At 71.7% G+C, this 15,806-nt stretch carries 16 protein-coding genes; 9 read left to right on the forward strand and 7 right to left on the reverse strand.

Going from position 1 to position 15,806, the window contains the following annotated elements; all coding sequences use genetic code 11:
* The coding region (locus OEY_RS28045) for a DAK2 domain-containing protein (RefSeq protein WP_010592794.1) at positions 1-466 on the reverse strand (466 nt) is incomplete at its 3' end.
* Between the two features lie 197 nt (positions 467-663).
* On the opposite strand from OEY_RS28045, the gene rpmB reads away from it, so the two are divergent.
* A complete protein-coding gene (gene rpmB, locus OEY_RS29680) occupies positions 664-855 on the forward strand; it encodes a 50S ribosomal protein L28 (protein WP_003939060.1) in 192 nt (63 codons plus the stop codon).
* A gap of 228 nt (positions 856-1,083) precedes the next feature.
* Positions 1,084-1,875: an enoyl-CoA hydratase-related protein gene (locus OEY_RS0104835; RefSeq protein WP_010592795.1), complete on the forward strand. Its 792-nt coding sequence runs from the start codon at positions 1,084-1,086 to the stop codon at positions 1,873-1,875.
* 68 nt (positions 1,876-1,943) lie between these two features.
* On the opposite strand, the gene OEY_RS0104840 is transcribed toward OEY_RS0104835, so the two are convergent.
* Genes OEY_RS0104840 through OEY_RS0104850 form a run of 3 tightly spaced genes read right to left on the reverse strand, consistent with a single transcriptional unit; the run spans position 1,944 to position 4,137 of the window.
* Entirely contained in the window at positions 1,944-2,621 is a 678-nt protein-coding gene (locus OEY_RS0104840) for a uracil-DNA glycosylase (RefSeq protein ID WP_010592796.1), read from the reverse strand.
* A gap of 18 nt (positions 2,622-2,639) precedes the next feature.
* The gene (locus OEY_RS0104845; protein WP_010592797.1) at positions 2,640-3,161 is read right to left on the reverse strand and encodes a gamma carbonic anhydrase family protein; all 522 of its coding nucleotides are present in this window, start codon (positions 3,159-3,161) and stop codon (positions 2,640-2,642) included.
* Positions 3,162-3,171: 10 nt separating this feature from the next.
* The gene (locus tag OEY_RS0104850) at positions 3,172-4,137 is read right to left on the reverse strand and encodes a thiamine-phosphate kinase (protein WP_072786457.1); all 966 of its coding nucleotides are present in this window, start codon (positions 4,135-4,137) and stop codon (positions 3,172-3,174) included.
* A gap of 90 nt (positions 4,138-4,227) precedes the next feature.
* Here OEY_RS0104850 and OEY_RS0104855 point away from each other — a divergent pair, with 90 nt between their 5' ends.
* On the forward strand, positions 4,228-4,824 hold the full coding sequence (locus OEY_RS0104855; protein WP_010592799.1) for a DUF3515 domain-containing protein: 597 nt from the start codon (positions 4,228-4,230) through the stop codon (positions 4,822-4,824).
* A 23-nt stretch (positions 4,825-4,847) separates the two neighbouring features.
* On the opposite strand, the gene OEY_RS0104860 is transcribed toward OEY_RS0104855, so the two are convergent.
* Complete coding sequence (locus tag OEY_RS0104860; RefSeq protein ID WP_010592800.1) at positions 4,848-6,401, reverse strand: acetyl-CoA hydrolase/transferase family protein; 1,554 nt, start codon at positions 6,399-6,401, stop codon at positions 4,848-4,850.
* Positions 6,402-6,805: 404 nt separating this feature from the next.
* Here OEY_RS0104860 and OEY_RS0104865 point away from each other — a divergent pair, with 404 nt between their 5' ends.
* The 6 genes from OEY_RS0104865 (at position 6,806) to OEY_RS0104890 (ending at position 13,204) form a co-directional block, all read left to right on the forward strand.
* Positions 6,806-8,908: a RecQ family ATP-dependent DNA helicase gene (locus tag OEY_RS0104865; RefSeq protein WP_029539891.1), complete on the forward strand. Its 2,103-nt coding sequence runs from the start codon at positions 6,806-6,808 to the stop codon at positions 8,906-8,908.
* Positions 8,909-9,049: 141 nt separating this feature from the next.
* Positions 9,050-9,589 carry a diaminobutyrate acetyltransferase gene (gene ectA, locus OEY_RS0104870; protein WP_026137701.1) on the forward strand — a complete coding sequence of 180 codons (540 nt, stop codon included), beginning with the start codon at positions 9,050-9,052 and terminating at the stop codon, positions 9,587-9,589.
* 43 nt (positions 9,590-9,632) lie between these two features.
* Positions 9,633-10,913 carry a diaminobutyrate--2-oxoglutarate transaminase gene (gene ectB, locus OEY_RS0104875; protein WP_010592803.1) on the forward strand — a complete coding sequence of 427 codons (1,281 nt, stop codon included), beginning with the start codon at positions 9,633-9,635 and terminating at the stop codon, positions 10,911-10,913.
* Between the two features lie 55 nt (positions 10,914-10,968).
* Positions 10,969-11,364 carry an ectoine synthase gene (locus OEY_RS0104880; RefSeq protein ID WP_010592804.1) on the forward strand — a complete coding sequence of 132 codons (396 nt, stop codon included), beginning with the start codon at positions 10,969-10,971 and terminating at the stop codon, positions 11,362-11,364.
* Between the two features lie 49 nt (positions 11,365-11,413).
* Positions 11,414-12,349 (forward strand): D-isomer specific 2-hydroxyacid dehydrogenase family protein, encoded by a 936-nt coding sequence (locus OEY_RS0104885; RefSeq protein WP_010592805.1) that lies wholly within the window; start codon positions 11,414-11,416, stop codon positions 12,347-12,349.
* A 21-nt stretch (positions 12,350-12,370) separates the two neighbouring features.
* Positions 12,371-13,204 (forward strand): NAD-dependent protein deacetylase, encoded by an 834-nt coding sequence (locus tag OEY_RS0104890; RefSeq protein ID WP_010592806.1) that lies wholly within the window; start codon positions 12,371-12,373, stop codon positions 13,202-13,204.
* 10 nt (positions 13,205-13,214) lie between these two features.
* Here OEY_RS0104890 and proB read toward each other — a convergent pair whose 3' ends face one another.
* Positions 13,215-14,315: a glutamate 5-kinase gene (gene proB / locus OEY_RS0104895; protein ID WP_010592807.1), complete on the reverse strand. Its 1,101-nt coding sequence runs from the start codon at positions 14,313-14,315 to the stop codon at positions 13,215-13,217.
* Positions 14,316-14,341: 26 nt separating this feature from the next.
* Positions 14,342-15,796 carry a GTPase ObgE gene (gene obgE, locus OEY_RS0104900; RefSeq protein ID WP_010592808.1) on the reverse strand — a complete coding sequence of 485 codons (1,455 nt, stop codon included), beginning with the start codon at positions 15,794-15,796 and terminating at the stop codon, positions 14,342-14,344.
* Between the last annotated feature and the right edge of the window lie 10 nt (positions 15,797-15,806).

Consider the following 15,806-nt stretch of genomic DNA (forward strand, 5'->3'; position numbering starts at 1 on the left):
AACCGGATCCGCCGGCCGCGTGCGCGCCGTCGGCGGCCGCGTGCAGCACACTGACGATCGTGCCCTCGGCGGGGCAGCTCAGGGCGCGGGTGACGAGGTCGGCGGCGTGACACCAGGCGCGCCCGAGTTCGGCGCCGTCGACCACGACGGCACCGTCGAGCGCATCGGCCAGGCCACGCAGCATCTGGGCGAGGATGACCCCGGAGTTGCCGCGGGCGCCGTGGAAGGCGCCGCGCGCCAGGGCGCCGACGATCGTGGCGACATCGTCGGCGTCGGCCGCGGAGGTGTCGAGTTCCGCTGCCGCGGAGCGCAGGGTGACGAGCAGGTTGGTGCCGGTATCGCCGTCGGGGACGGGGAAGACGTTGAGACTGTTGATCTCGTCGCGGCGCTCGGCGAGGACCCGCAACCCGAGATCCACCCATCTGCGCAGGGCGGTCCCGTCGACTGCTTCCCCGACCTCGAGCACCTGCTTCCCCCTCTTCGCCCACCACGCAACCGGTGACGCAAGGGTAACGGTGTGCCCGCAGGCCGGCCGGTTTGGCCATTGCCACACCCACCCGCTACGCTTGCAGGGTTGCCTCGCACGGGTGGCGGACGCCTTCCCGTGTTCGCAGGCCGACGAAGACACGAAAATATCCACTACTCACCAAGGAGTTCGCGACTATGGCTGCCGTCTGCGACGTATGCGCCAAGGGCCCCGGCTTCGGTAAGTCGGTCTCGCACTCGCACCGGCGTACCAACCGTCGTTGGAACCCGAACATCCAGAGCGTTCGCGCTCAGGTTGCCCCGGGCAACACGCGCAAGGTCAACGTGTGCACCTCCTGCCTCAAGGCAGGCAAGGTCGTCCGCGGCTGATATCCGGTTCGACGAGGCCCCGGCGTTGCGACGCCGGGGCCTCGTCGTGTCCGGTCCCCCTCGCGAGGGACTCGCAGCCACCCGTCGCGACGGACTCGCAGCCACCCGTCGCGACGGACTCGCAGCCACCCGCCGCGAGGGACTCGCAACCACCCGTCACAAGAGGCTCGCCCGGACGGTAGCGACGGCCTCGCACCGACCGTCGGGGCACCCGGTAGGGTGCCCCGGGTGACCGAATCAGTACTGTCCCACGTCCGTATCGAGGACGGCGTGCTGCGCATCGCCGTGGCGACCGCCGAGCGTGGCACCTCCCTCTCCCCCGCGGGCATGGCCCAGGGGATCGAGGCCCTGCGATCCGCCGGCGCCGGGGTCGGCGCCGTTCTGCTCGTCGGTGAAGGCGCCAACTTCTGCGCGGGCGGCGACGTCCGTGCGTTCGCCGCCGCGCCGGACCGCGGCGAGTTCGTCGGCGACGTCGCACGCCTGTTCCACGACTTCGTCCGTGCCCTCGACGCGGCTCGCATGCCCGTGGTGGCCGCGGTCCAGGGCTGGGCGGCGGGCGCGGGCATGAGCATCGTGCTGCACGCAGACATCGCGCTCGGCGGTCCCTCGACGAAGCTGCGCCCGGCGTACCCGTCGATCGGGTTCACACCCGACGGCGGGATGTCGTGGACCTTGCCGCGCGTCGTCGGGGTCGCCCGCGCGCGGGAGATCATCCTGACCGACTGTGTCCTGAACGCCGACGAGGCCGTGCGGCTCGGGGTGCTCAGCCGTCTCGTGGCCGACGACGAGGTGCAGGGCGAGGCGATGCGGGTGGCTCGCACCCTCGCGAACGGTCCCACCGCCGCCTACGCCGGCATCCGGCGACTGGTGGCCGAGTCCACGGGACGGTCGTTGTCCGAGCAGCTCGACGCGGAGGCCGAGGCGATCGCCGCGGCGGCCACCACCCCCACGGGCATCGAGGGTGTCGACGCGTTCGTAGAGAAGCGGCGCCCCGACTTCGAGTCGATCGACCGGGGCTGAGCGACTGCGGCTGAGCGACCGGGGCTGAACGACCGGGCCTGAACGACCGGGGCTCAGCCGCACCCGGTTCAGGCCAGGCGCCAGTCCACCGGGTTCCCGCCCTGATCGGCCAGCAACGCGTTCGCTCGGCTGAAGGGGCGGGAACCGAAGAACCCGCGGGAGGCCGACAGCGGCGACGGGTGCGCCGACTTCACGGTGGGCACGTCGCCGAGCATCGGCTCGAGCGTGGCCGCGTCCCGACCCCACAGGATCGCGACGAGCGGTGCCGTGCGCGCGACGAGCGCTCGGATCGCCTGCTCGGTCACGCGCTCCCAGCCCTTGCCGCGGTGCGACGCGGGCTGGCCGGGCTGCACCGTCAGGACGCGGTTGAGCAGCAGCACCCCCTGCGCCGACCACGGCGTGAGGTCGCCGTTCGGTGGTGTCGGCAGGCCGAGGTCGTCGCTGTACTCGCGGTAGATGTTGGCCAGGCTGCGCGGCACCGGACGTACGTCCGGTGCGACCGAGAAGCTCAGCCCGACGGCATGACCCGGCGTCGGGTACGGGTCCTGGCCGACGATGAGCACCTTCACCCGGTCGAACGGCTCGGTGAAGGCCCGCAGCACGTTCGCGCCGGCGGGCAGGTAGCCACGTCCGGCGGCGTTCTCGGCGCGCAGGAAATCACCCATCGCGGCGATGTCGTCGGCGACGGGGGCCAGTGCCCGCGCCCAGCCCTCCTCGACGATCTCCGGCAAGGGTCGTACAGCCATCGGTGGTGCCCGGTCCTTCTAGTCGATCCGCCGCAGCGCGCCGCGGTAGTACTCGGCGTTCGCCGCGTACATCTTGGCGTTGGCGTCGATGTGCCCCTCCGGCACCTCGTATCCCTCCCGGACCTTCGCCGGGACACCCATCGCCATCGAGCGCGGCGGGACCTGGAAGCGGGGAGCCACGAGCGCACCGGCCGCGACGATCGCCCCGTCGCCGACGACGGAGCCGTTGAGCACGAGGGAGCCGGAACCGATCAGGCAGCCGTCGCCGATGGTGGAGCCCTCGATGTGGGCGTTGTGGCCGACGACGGTTCCGGCGCCGATGACGGTGGCGTCCACGGCGGTGCAGTGGATGATCGTCCCGTCCTGGATGTTGCTCTCGGCGCCGACGACGATCCGGCCGTAGTCGCCGCGCAGGACCGCGGTGGGCCACACCGAGGCGCGGGCACCGAGGGTGACGTCGCCGATGACCACCGCATCGGGATGGACCCAGGCGTCGGGATGAATATCGGGCACACGGTCGCCGAGCGCATACACAGCCATGTCCTGAAACCTATCTCGAGAAGCTCTGCCAGCCTCCGGGGCCCGGCCGGTCGTGACCGTCGACGGTGACGCCGCGGCCCTCACGCACCGTGCCGACGGGACGCCAGCCGGCGGGTAGCGACGCGTCCGGGGGAAAGCAGGCGGCCAGGGCGTGGTCCTCGCCGCCGGTGAGCACCCACTCCCACACGTCGACACCGAGTTCCGCGGCGGCGGACCGCAGCCCGGGTCCGGGCTCGAGCAGCTCGTGCGAGACGTCGATCGCGACGCCGGACGCGGCGGCGATGTGCCCGAGGTCGGCGAGCAGGCCGTCGGAGATGTCGGTTGCGGCGTGGGCCCCGGCGGCGGCCGCGGCGGGGCCCGCGGCGTACGGGGGCGACGGCACCTTGTGGGCGGCCACCAGATCCGGGTGACCGGCGAGTCCGGCGGTGAGCACGGCCAGTCCGGCGGCGGAACGCCCGGTCGGACCGGCCAGCGCGACGATGTCGCCGGGCCGGGCCGCGGACCGCAGGAGAGGCGGGTTCCCGCCGAGGTCGCCGAGGACGGTCACCGCCACGACCAGTTGCGACGCCTGCACCAGGTCGCCGCCGACTACGCCGGCGCCGAGCGCCTCGGCGGCCTCCCCGATCCCGGCGGAGACGCCGTCGAGCACGCCGACCGGGGTGTCGGGCGGGCAGCCGAGCCCGACGAGGAAGGCGGTGGGGCGAGCGCCCATCGCCGCGACGTCGGCACCGTTCTGGGCGACGGCCTTACGCCCGACCTCGTGCGGGGTGGACCAGTCGAGGCGGAAGTGCCGGCCCTCGACGAGCATGTCGGTGGAGACGGCGACCCGTCCGTCGGCGGCGGCGACGAGAGCCGCGTCGTGTCCCGGTCCGACGAGGGTGGTGGGGGGCTGGCGGCGTCCGGCGACCGCGCGGTCGATCACGGGGAACTCGCCGAGGTCGGCGACGGTGGGGCCGGGGCGGTCGGGCGCGGTGATGCGATCCTCCCGTTCGTGGGTCGATGCGGGGCGGGCGGTGGCGGACACGGTAGTTTCGACCACGCTACCGTTCCCCGACTCCGAGAGATCATGACCGAGCCGACAGTCTCCCCCGACCCCGATCCCGACGGCACGTCCGGCGACGACGAGCACCGCCGCAGCCCTGCCCTCGTCGCCACGGCCGTCGCGCTGCCGGTGGCGTTGCTGATCGGCATCGTGGTGGCGGCGGTGCTGGCGAACCGCACCCCGGAACTGGCGCCCGTGGCGCTGGGACCGGTGGTGGCGCCGCAGGCCGAGTCACCGGAGTGCGCGGCCCTGCTGGGAGCGTTGCCCGAGGAGGTCGGCGACCTGCGCCGCGCGGAGCTGACGGACCCGGCCCCCGCGGGCGCCGCGGCGTGGCAGCCCGTCGAGGGCGAGCCGGTGGTGCTGCGGTGCGGACTGGAGCGGCCCGCGGAGTTCGATCGCGCGGCGGCGCTGCAGGTGGTCGACGGCGTCCAGTGGTTCGAGGTGTCCGGCGCCGCGGAGGGCATCGACGCGAGCACGTGGTTCGTCGTGGACCGGCCGGTGTACGTGGCGCTGACGGTGCCGAACGGTTCGGGTCCGACTCCGCTGCAGACGGTGTCGGCGGCGGTCACGCAGTCGCTGCCCCAGCAGCCGATCGATCCCGCGCCGGTCGCCGGCGGCTGACGCCGGTCGGCGACCCGCGGGATTCACTGCGCCAGCATGGATCCCGTCTCCAGGAAACGCTGGTGGAAGGACAGGGCCTCGCCGAGCAGATGCGGGGTGTGTCCCGCATCCGGCACGGCCTCGGCCCGGTCGACGTAGTCGTGCAACATGTCCCGGTAGTCCGGGTGGGCGCAGTTGTCGACGACGACTCGCGCCCGGCGCCGCGGCGACAGCCCGCGCAGGTCCGCAAGTCCCTGTTCGGTGACCAGGACCTGCACGTCGTGTTCGGTGTGGTCGACGTGCGGCACCATCGGCACGATCGACGAGATGCTCCCGCCCTTCGCGGTGGACGGACTCAGGAACATCGACAGGTAGCCGTTGCGCGCGAAGTCGCCGGATCCCCCGATCCCGTTCATGATCTTGGTGCCCATGACGTGGGTGGAGTTGACGTTGCCGTAGATGTCGGCCTCGAGCATGCCGTTCATGGCGATGATGCCGAGGCGGCGCACGATCTCGGGATGGTTGCTGATCTCCTGCGGACGCAGCACGATGTGCTCGCGGTAGAAGTCGATGTTGGACACCAGCTCGTCGATCCCGGCCTCGCTCAACGCCAGCGACGTGGCGGACGCGAAGCGGACGGTGCCGTGCTTGATCAGGTGCAGCATGCCGTCCTGGATGACCTCGGAGTAGCAGGTCAGCCCCTTGTGGGGTCCGGCGTCGAGCCCCTGGAGGACCGCGTTGGCCACGTTGCCGATGCCGGACTGGAGCGGCAGGAGCGCATCCGCGGGCAGCCGTCCGCGGGAGACCTCGTGCTCGAAGAAGTCGAGCACGTGCGCGGCGATCGCCCGGCTCACCGCGTCCGGCGGGGTCAGCGGGCTGGCGCTGTCGCGGGCATGGGTCTCGACGACCGCGACGACCTTGTCGGGGTCGACGCGGAACGTGCTCTGGCCGATGCGGTCCTCGACGTCGGTGAGCATGATCGGCTTGCGGTGCGGCGGCAGCGCGGTGCCGTAGTACACGTCGTGGATGCCCGTCATCGCGGCCGGAACCCACGAGTTGACCTCGAGGATCACCTTCTCGGCGACGTCGAGCCAGGTCTTGTTGTTGCCGATCGACGCGGACGGGATCAGTTCCCCGGTCTCGGTCACGCCGGAGACCTCGACGACCGCGACGTCGACGTGTCCGTAGTAGCCCTCCCAGACCTGCTGGGCGACGTGGGACAGGTGGATGTCGACGTAGTCCATCCGGCCGTTGTTGATGTTGCGGCGGGCGGTGGGTTCGGCCTGGTACGGCATCCGCAGGGAGATGCCGGCCACCTCGGACAGCATCCGCTCGGTCTCGGCGGAGACCGACGCGCCGGTGAGGAGGTTGACCGTGAAGTCGGTGCCGGCCGCGCGGGCCGCCCCGATGCGTTCCGCGAGCGCGGGGGTGATCGCCTTCGGCGTGCCGGCGCTGGCGAAGCCGCTGATGGCGACGGTGTGGCCGGGCTGGATCCAGCGGACGGCTTCCTCCGCGGAGACGACCTTCTGCCGGAACGCCGGGTGGTCGATTCGGCTCGGGGAAGAGTCGGATGCGGGGCGGAGGAACTGCGTCTGCATAGCGAACAGGGTACGAGCATGCCCGGCGGTCGACGAAGTCTCCGTCACAGCGATCGGCCGGTTGGGGCGCGGACCACTCCCCCGCCGCAGGCCACCCCACCGGATCCACGCGGCCGCACGCCACCCCCGCGACGGTGCCCGAAAGTGCCTGTGCGGCAGTCGGTCCTACCATCGCGACTGCACCGCTCCCGGCTCCGGGCGGCTGGGACGCCGACGGTCCCGACGCGAACGGCGTCCCGCGTCCACGCGGGGACGGGACGCGGCATCCCGACCGGCCCGACGGGTCGTTCGCCGCCGGAACGACCCCGTTCGTCGCGGAACCGGGCACGTTCGTCCCCGAAGCGGACACCACCGCCGGCCTCGCCGGCGCCCCGATGTCGTCACCGTCCGGCACGATGGGTCCCATGAGCACCGCCACCACGGATCTACGCGACGACGCCGAACGACTGCTCCGCGATCTCGCCGGACCCGGGGCCCGGTTGCGCGAGGACCAGTGGAACGCCATCGAGGCACTGGTGGTGCATCGCCGGCGAGCGCTGGTCGTCCAGCGCACGGGGTGGGGCAAGTCGGCGGTCTACTTCATCTCCGCCAAGTTGCTCCGTGCCCGCGGGCACGGGCCGACCGTGATCGTCTCCCCCCTTTTGGCCCTGATGCGCAACCAGGTGGAGGCGGCGCGGCGCGCGGGTGTCCATGCCGCCACGATCAACTCCGGCAACGTCACCGAGTGGGAAGAGATCCATCGGCAGGTCGCCGACGGCGCGGTGGACGTGCTGCTCGTCAGCCCGGAGCGACTGAACAATCCGGACTTCCGCGACCAGGTGCTGCCGTCGCTCGCCCGCGACGCCGGGCTGGTGGTGGTCGACGAGGCGCACTGCGTCTCGGACTGGGGCCACGACTTCCGCCCGGACTACCGGCGTATCCGCACCCTCGTCGCCGACCTCGGCGAGGGCATCCCGGTGCTCGCGACCACCGCGACCGCGAACGACCGCGTCGTCGCGGACGTGGCGGCACAACTCGGCGTCGGGGAGGGCCGGGGCGAGACCCTCGTACTGCGCGGGGGCCTCGACCGGCCGTCGCTGCACTTGTCGGTCCTGCGGATCGACGAGCCCGCCCGCCGGGCGGCGTGGCTCGCCCAGCACCTCGACGAGCTGCCCGGGTCCGGGATCGTCTACACCCTCACCGTGTCGGCCGCGCACGACCTGGCCGCGCTGCTGTCCGAGCACGGTCACACCGTCGCGGCATACACCGGGCAGTCGGACCCCACCGAGCGGGAACAGCTCGAGGCGGACCTGCTCGGCGACCGGGTCAAGGCGCTGATCGCCACCTCGGCCCTGGGCATGGGCTTCGACAAACCGGATCTCGGGTTCGTCGTGCACCTGGGAGCCCCGTCGTCGCCGATTTCCTACTACCAGCAGGTCGGGCGCGCGGGGCGCGCGACCGAGCGCGCGGAGGTGATTCTGCTTCCGGGTCCCGAGGACCGGCAGATCTGGAGCTGGTTCGCGTCGGTGGCCTTCCCGCGGGAGGAGGTGGTGCGGCGGGTGATCGAGATGCTCGAGCCGGAGCGGCCGCAGTCCACGCAGGCCCTCGAGCCACTGGTCGACCTCACCCGGTCCCGGCTGGAGATGGTGCTCAAGGTGCTCGACGTGGACGGTGCGGTGCGCCGGGTCAAGGGCGGCTGGATCGCCACCGGTGCGCCGTGGGAGTACGACGCCGACCGGTACGCCAAGCTCGAGCAGGCGCGTGCGGCCGAGCAGGAGGCGATGCTCGAGTACGAGCGGACCACCGGGTGCCGGATGGTGTTCCTGCGCACCCAGCTCGACGATCCCGGCCTGACATCCGAGACCGCGGGCTGCGGTCGGTGCGACAACTGCTGCGGGGCCCGGTGGTCGGCGGACGTCGACGACACCGAACTGGGCCGGGTGCGGGCCCGGTTGGATCGGCCGGGGGTGGACCTACCGCCGCGGCGGCAGTGGCCGACCGGAATGGCCAAGCTCGGCGTGGCGCTGTCCGGAAAGATCACCGACGGACCCGAGCCGGGGCGGGTCCTCGGCCGGCTGTCGGACCTGGGATGGGGGCCGCGGCTGCGGGCGCTGCTGGACGGCCCGGACGCGCCGGTGCCCGATGCGGTCGTGCAGGCCGCCGTGGACGTGCTCCGAGCATGGGACTGGACGCAGCGGCCGACCGCGGTGATGGCCCTGGAGTCGGCGACCCGGCCCCTGCTGGTCGGTTCCCTCGCGACGCGCCTGGCGCAGCTGGGCCGGCTCGAGGATCTCGGCGTGCTGCGTGCCCGGCCCGGCCGGCCCGCGGTGACGGCAGCGAACTCGGCGTACCGGATCGCCGGCCTCGTGGACGCGTGGGAGAGCCCCGACCTCCACGGAAACCCTGGGCCGATCCTGCTCGTCGACGCGGTCACCGACACCGGCTGGACGCTGACGATGGCGGCCCGGACCCTGATCCGCGCGGGTGCGTCCGCGGTGCTCCCGCTGGCTCTCGCGAGCCCGAAATAATCGCCGCGACCGGTCCGGGCGCTACATCGAGTGATCCTTCTCACACCCGCGTCTCACCTGCACGGAGGCGGGGTATCCGGTGACGGATTCCGACAAGGCGGGTGAATCCCGCCCGCGAAGTTGTTAGGTTCGAGACCGCTTATGACGCCTGTGACACCGAGAAGTACCCCGCCCACCGCGCCTGCCGAAACGGTGAACGCACCTGCCGAGCCGAATTTCCGCGCACCGCGCATTTCCGACGGAATTCGCATGTGGCAGATCGCGCGCGATTCGAAAGTGCTCGACGTCAATTCCAGTTACGCGTACGTGCTGTGGTGCCGCGACTTCGCGGCGACCTCGGTGGTCGCCACCGCTGGTGACGACGAGGCGGTCGGTTTCGTCAGCGGCTACCGCCGTCCGGAGGCACCGGACACGCTGTTCGTCTGGCAGGTGGCCGTGGACCAGGACCAACGGGGCCGCGGCGTCGCGGGCCGGATGCTCGACAGCCTGTGGGACCGACTCACCGACGCCGGTGTGACCCGGCTCGAGACGACGGTCAGCCCGGACAACGAGGCATCGATCGCGATGTTCACCGCGCTCGCCCGGCGACGCGGACTGCGCATCACCCGGAGCGAATTGTTCACCCCTTCGGATTTTCCCGATTCACACATGGCCGAGGATCTCTACACGATCGGCGAATGAATACACGACCGGCGAAAACGAATTCGCCGCAGGAGGACGAGGAATGACCATCCTGGAGCACCCCGAAACCCCCGCCAAGCACAGCATTTTCGATCACCTCGAATCCGAGGTGCGCAGCTACAGCCGTGGCTGGCCGGCCGTGTTCGAAACGGCATCCGGATCGTGGATCCGCGACGAGAACGGCAAGGACTACCTCGACTTCTTCGCCGGTGCGGGAGCCCTCAACTACGGGCACAACAACCCGATTCTGAAGACCGCGCTCGTGGACTACATCATGGGCGACGGCATCACCCACGGCCTGGACATGGCCACCCCCGCCAAGCGGGAACTGCTGGAGTCGATCGAGAGCCACATCCTGGCTCCGCGCGGCCTCGACTACAAGGTCCAGTTCCCCGGCCCCACGGGCACCAACTCGGTCGAGGCGGCCCTCAAGCTCGCCCGCAAGGTCACCGGTCGCGAGTCGATCATCAACTTCACCAACGCGTTCCACGGGATGACGCTGGGTGCGCTGTCGGTGACGGGCAACTCGATGAAGCGGGCCGGGGCCGGCGTGCCGCTGGTGCATGCCACCCCCATGCCGTTCGACAACTACTTCGACGGCGTCACCGAGGACTTCCACTGGTTCTCCCGCGTGCTCGACGACTCCGGCAGCGGCCTGAACCGCCCGGCGGCGGTCATCGTCGAGACCGTGCAGGGCGAGGGTGGCGTGAACGTCGCCCGTCCCGAGTGGCTGCGAGCCCTCGCGGACCTGTGCGCCGAGCGCGACATCCTGCTCATCGTCGACGACGTGCAGATGGGCTGCGGCCGCACCGGCCCGTTCTTCTCGTTCGAGGTCGCCGGGATCACCCCGGACATCGTGACCCTGTCGAAGTCGATCGGCGGGTACGGCCTGCCGCTCGCGCTGACGCTGTTCAAGCGTGAACTCGACGTGTGGGGCCCGGGCGAGCACAACGGCACGTTCCGCGGCAACAACCCGGCGTTCGTCACCGCGGCGAAGGCGCTGCAGCACTACTGGGCCGACGACCGTCTCGAGCGCGACACGCTGCGCAAGGGCGAGCGGATCCGGCAGACCTTCATGAACCTGTCCGACATGTTCGACGGCGTCTCCACCCGCGGCCGCGGCATGGTTCAGGGCCTGGTGTTCGACGAGCCGAGCGACGCGCAGAAGGTGTGTGCCCTGGCGTTCGAGCAGGGCCTGCTCGCGGAGACCTCCGGCCCCTCCGACGAAGTCGTCAAGCTGCTCCCGCCGCTGACGATCAGCGACGACGAGCTCGAGCACGGCCTGAACATCCTGTGCGAGGCCACCTCGGTGGTCCGGGCCTGAGCCCCGGCCACCGTCGAACCCCGCACGCGAAGACGAGCACCGGAAGGACCTGCCCATGATCGTCCGTACCACCGAAGAAATCACCGGCACCGACCGCGACATCACGTCGGACAACGGCAACTGGCGCAGCAAGCGCATCGTGCTCGGCGGCGACAAGGTCGGTTTCTCGTTCCACGAGACCACGATCGAGGCCGGCACCGTCAACGAGTTCCACTACGCCAACCACGTCGAGGCCGTGTGGCTCATCGAGGGCACCGGCACGCTCACCGACCTCGAGACCGGCACCGTGTACCCGCTCGCGCCCGGCACGATGTACCTGCTCGACGGCCACGAGCGGCACCGGGTCGAGCCCGACACCCGGATGCGCATGTTCTGCGTGTTCAACCCGCCGGTCACCGGCCGGGAGGTCCACGACGAGAACGGCGTGTACCCCCTCGTCGAGGTCGTCTGAGCGCCCGCAGCGTGTGACCGGCCGGCCCTTCGCGCCTAGAGTCGGATCCATGACCTACGAGCGACAGCCGCGGATCGCCGTCGGCCCCGCCCCGGACATCGTGTTCGACCGGGCGATCGGGGCCGGCGGCGGTTGCGTATGCGGGTTCGACGACCACCCGGACGCGGTGGTCTGGACCGGCGGATCGGACGAATTCCCCGCGGCGTTGCCGACGTCGGTGCGATGGGTCCAGCTACCCGCCGCCGGCGTGGAGGACTGGCTCGACGCCGGCATCATCCGCGCTCACCCCCAGGTGACGTGGACGTCGGCTGCCGGGGCGTTCGCCGCGACGGTCGCCGAGCATGCGCTCATGCTGCTGCTCGCCGGGGTGCGGGCGCTGCCCGACCATCTGGCCGCGACGTCGTGGACGCCGGGCGTGTTCTACCCCCAGCTGGGAACCCTGCGCGGCGCCACCGTCGGCATCATCGGCGCCGGGGGCATCGGCCGGGCCCTGATCCCCATGCTCGGCGCGCTGGGCGCGCAGGCGCTCGCGGTCACCCGCAGCGGCCGTCCGGTCCCGGGCGCCGTGGAGACCGTCCCCGTCGCACGGATCGACGAAGTATGGTCCCGCGCAGATCATTTCGTGATCGCCGCCCCGGCCACGGCTGAGACCGAGCAGCTGGTGGGGGCCGACGAACTCGCCGCGATGAAGCCCACCGCGTGGGTGATCAACGTTGCCCGCGGCAGCCTCGTCGACACCGACGCGCTGGTGGATGCTCTCAGCCGCCGTGTCATCGCGGGCGCCGGTCTGGACGTCACGGATCCCGAACCGCTGCCGGACGGGCACCCCCTGTGGTCCCTGCGCAATGCCATGATCACGCCACACGATTCCAATCCCCCGGCGCTGCGCATCCCCGCGTTCGCCGAGCACGTCACCGAGAACGTCACGCGCTTCGCGGCCGGCCTCGACCTCGCCGCGGTCGTCGACCCGAGCGCCGGGTACTGACGCACCGCTATCCTGGGCGGGGTGATCGAACCGCTGCACCACCTGCTCGACGGCCGGCGGTTGTGCGTGCTCACCGGCGCCGGGATCTCCACCGATTCCGGCATCCCGGACTACCACAGTCCCGGCGCGCCACCCCGCAACCCGATGACCTACCAGCAGTTCGTGGGCGATCCCGAGTTCCGGCGCCGCTACTGGGCGCGCAACCACGTCGGGTGGCGGCACATGGACTCCGCGCGGCCCAACGCCGGGCACCGTGCCCTCGCCGCGCTCGAACGGCGCGGCGTCGTCCTCGGTGTCCTCACCCAGAACGTGGACCTGCTGCACACCAAGGCCGGCAGCCGGCGGGTGATCGACCTGCACGGCTGCTACGCGCAGGTGCGCTGTCTGGCGTGCAACCACCGGCTCTCGCGGTTCACCCTCGCCGAGCAACTCGCCGCCGCGAATCCGGGCTTCCTCGACCGGGTCCGGGGGACGACGGGCCTCGAGGTGGCCCCGGACGCCGATGCGGTCGTCGACGACACCGACAGCTTCCGCCCGGTGGACTGCGAGCGGTGCGGGGGAATGCTCAAACCGGACATCGTGTACTTCGGTGAATCGGTGCCTCGCGAACGTGTCGAGCGCGCGTTCGCGCTCGTCGACGAGGCGGATGCGCTGCTCGTGGTCGGCAGCTCGCTCACCGTGATGTCCGGACTGCGCTTCGTGCGGCACGCCGCGAAACTCGGCAAGCCCGTGGGCATCGTCAACCGGGGCACCACCCGGGGCGATGCGCTGGCCACGGTGAAGGTCGACGCCGGGTGCTCGGAGGTGCTCACGGCCCTCGCTGCCGGATCGCCGGCTGCCGCACCGGTCCGGTGAGCGCCCGCCTCTACAGCGTCACGAGGTCGTCGGCGTGCACCACCGGCCGCTGCAGGTCCGCCGGCAGCTGCCGGGTGGAGAACCCGATCATCCAGTCCAGTTCGGCCGCGTCGTAGGCCACTACTCCGCGCCCCACCGTCCGACCGTCGGGACCGACCAGCGCCACCACGTCCCCGCCGTGGAAGCGACCGCTCATGCCGGTGATGCCCGCCGCGAGCAGCGAACGGCGCCGTTCGACCACTGCCCGCACCGCGCCCGCGTCCAGGTGCAGGGTGCCGTGGGTGTCGGCAGCGTGCCGCACCCAGAATCGCCGCGCGGACATCCGGTCGGGCCGAGGGGCGAACGCGGTCCCCACATCCGCGGCACCGAGGGCGCGGTCGGCCTGGGACGCGGCGGTGAGCAGCACCGGCACCCCCGAGTCGGCGGCCAGTCGCGCCGCGGACAGCTTCGAGGCCATCCCGCCCGTGCCGAGGGCGCCCCCGGACCCCGCGACGACGCCGTCGAGGTCCTCCGGGCTCGTCACCTCCGCGATGAGGTGCGCATCGCCCTTGCGGGGATCGCCGTCGTAGAGGCCGTCGACATCGGAGAGCAGGATCAGCGCGTCCGCCCCGACGAGGTGCGCGACGAGCGCGGCGAGACGGTCGTTGTCACCGAAGCGCAGTTCGGCGGTCGCGACGGTGTCGTTCTCGTTGACCACCGGCACGGCGTGCAGCGCGCGCAGCCGGTCGAGGGTGCGCTGGGCGTTGCGATGCTGGGTGCGTCGCGCGATGTCGTCGGCAGTGAGCAGCACCTGCCCGACGGTGCGGCCGTACCGCGCGAAGGAGGTACCCCACGCGTGGGCGAGGGCGAGCTGCCCGACGCTGGCCGCGGCCTGCTTGGTGGCCAGGTCACGGGGCCGGACGGTCAGGCCGAGCGGGGCGAGTCCGGCACCGACCGCACCGGAGGACACCACCACGACGTCCGAGCCGCCGCGCATGCGCCCCTCGAGCGCGTCGACGAGACGGTCGAGTCGGTCCCGGTCCAGTCCGCCGACCAGGCTGGTGATGGCGGACGAGCCGATCTTCACCACGACGCGGCGTGCGCCGGCGACGGCCTCCCGGGTATCGCTCACGATCTCCTGCTTCTGGTTCGAGGTGGTCAGAACTCGTCGTCGGTCGCGAGACCGCGTCGCACCTTCTTGGCGTGGCGACGTTCGGCCGCCCCGACGCGATCGACCTGGTCGAGGCGGGCGTCGGTGCCGCGTCCGGTGGGCACGACGTCCACGCCGGCCTGCGTCTGCGGCTCCCACTCGAAGGAGACGTCGCCGATCGTGACGGACGCGCCCGGTTCGGCGCCCTGCTTGACGAGTTCGTCCTCGACACCGAGGCGGGCCAGCCGGTCCGCGAGGTAGCCGACGGCCTCGTCGTTGTCGAATGCGGTCTGCCGCACCCAGCGTTCGGGCCGGGTGCCGCGCACGATGAAGCCGCCCGGCGTCTCGGGATCGGCAACGACGCTGAACCCGGTCTCGTCGACGGCGACGGGCCGGATGACGGGCCGTCGCGGCGCCGCCGGCGGATGCGCCTTCCGGTACTCCTCCACCATTCGCGCCAGCGCGAATGTCAGTGGCCGCAACCCCTCCCGGCTGACGGCGGAGATCCTGAACACCGGCCAGCCCCGCTCCTCGAGATCCGGGGTGACGAAGTCCGCGAGTTCGGCGGCGTCGGGCACGTCGACCTTGTTCAGGATGACGATGCGGGGACGGTCGGCGAGATCACCCAGGCTGCTGTCGCCGGACAGCGCCGGCCGGTAGGCGGCCAGCTCGGCCTCGAGCGCATCGATGTCGGAGATCGGGTCGCGGCCCGGCTCGAGCGTGGCGCAGTCGACGACGTGGGCCAGCACAGCGCACCGCTCGAGGTGGCGCAGGAAGTCCAGGCCGAGCCCGCGGCCCTCGCTGGCACCGGGAATCAGGCCCGGCACGTCGGCGACGGTGAACGTGGTGTCGCCCGACTGCACGACCCCGAGGTTGGGGACGAGGGTGGTGAACGGGTAGTCGGCGATCTTCGGCTTGGCCGCGGACAGCACCGACACCAGGGACGATTTGCCCGCCGACGGGAAACCGACCAGCCCGACGTCCGCGACGGACTTGAGTTCGAGGACGAGGTCGCGCTCCTCCCCCTCCTCGCCGAGCAGGGCGAAGCCGGGGGCCTTGCGGGCCTTCGACGCCAGGGCCGCGTTGCCGAGACCTCCGCGGCCGCCGTGCGCGGCGACGAAGCGGGTGCCGGAGCCGACCAGGTCGGCCAGGATCCGGCCGTCCTTGTCGAGCACGACGGTACCGTCGGGCACCTTCAGCACGAGGTCGCCGCCGTTGGCGCCGTCGCGGTTGCTGCCCGCGCCCTGGGTGCCGTTCGTGGCCTTCGCGTGCTGGTGGAAGTGGAAGTCGAGGAGGGTGTGGACACCCTCGTCCACCTCGAGCACGACGTTGCCGCCGTTTCCGCCGTTACCCCCGTCGGGGCCGCCGAGCGGCTTGAACTTCTCCCGGTGGACGGAGGCGCAGCCGTTACCACCCTTGCCGGCGGTGACGTGCAGCACCACCCGGTCGATGAAGCGGGACATGGGTGGACCT

Source organism: Rhodococcus sp. P14 (assembly GCF_000256505.1).
GTDB classification, from domain to species: Bacteria; Actinomycetota; Actinomycetes; order Mycobacteriales; family Mycobacteriaceae; genus Rhodococcus; species Rhodococcus ruber.

Excerpts from the sequence above, each read along its gene's own strand:
- rpmB (WP_003939060.1), top strand. The coding sequence starts at position 664 with ATGGCTGCCGTCTGCGACGTATGCGCCAAGGGCCCCGGCTTCGGTAAG.
- OEY_RS0104840 (WP_010592796.1), bottom strand. The coding sequence starts at position 2,621 with ATGGCTGTACGACCCTTGCCGGAGATCGTCGAGGAGGGCTGGGCGCGG.
- OEY_RS0104845 (WP_010592797.1), bottom strand. The coding sequence starts at position 3,161 with ATGGCTGTGTATGCGCTCGGCGACCGTGTGCCCGATATTCATCCCGAC.
- OEY_RS0104855 (WP_010592799.1), top strand. The coding sequence starts at position 4,228 with ATGACCGAGCCGACAGTCTCCCCCGACCCCGATCCCGACGGCACGTCC.
- OEY_RS0104860 (WP_010592800.1), bottom strand. The coding sequence starts at position 6,401 with ATGCAGACGCAGTTCCTCCGCCCCGCATCCGACTCTTCCCCGAGCCGA.
- OEY_RS0104865 (WP_029539891.1), top strand. The coding sequence starts at position 6,806 with ATGAGCACCGCCACCACGGATCTACGCGACGACGCCGAACGACTGCTC.
- ectA (WP_026137701.1), top strand. The coding sequence starts at position 9,050 with ATGACGCCTGTGACACCGAGAAGTACCCCGCCCACCGCGCCTGCCGAA.
- ectB (WP_010592803.1), top strand. The coding sequence starts at position 9,633 with ATGACCATCCTGGAGCACCCCGAAACCCCCGCCAAGCACAGCATTTTC.
- OEY_RS0104880 (WP_010592804.1), top strand. The coding sequence starts at position 10,969 with ATGATCGTCCGTACCACCGAAGAAATCACCGGCACCGACCGCGACATC.
- OEY_RS0104885 (WP_010592805.1), top strand. The coding sequence starts at position 11,414 with ATGACCTACGAGCGACAGCCGCGGATCGCCGTCGGCCCCGCCCCGGAC.
- obgE (WP_010592808.1), bottom strand. The coding sequence starts at position 15,796 with ATGTCCCGCTTCATCGACCGGGTGGTGCTGCACGTCACCGCCGGCAAG.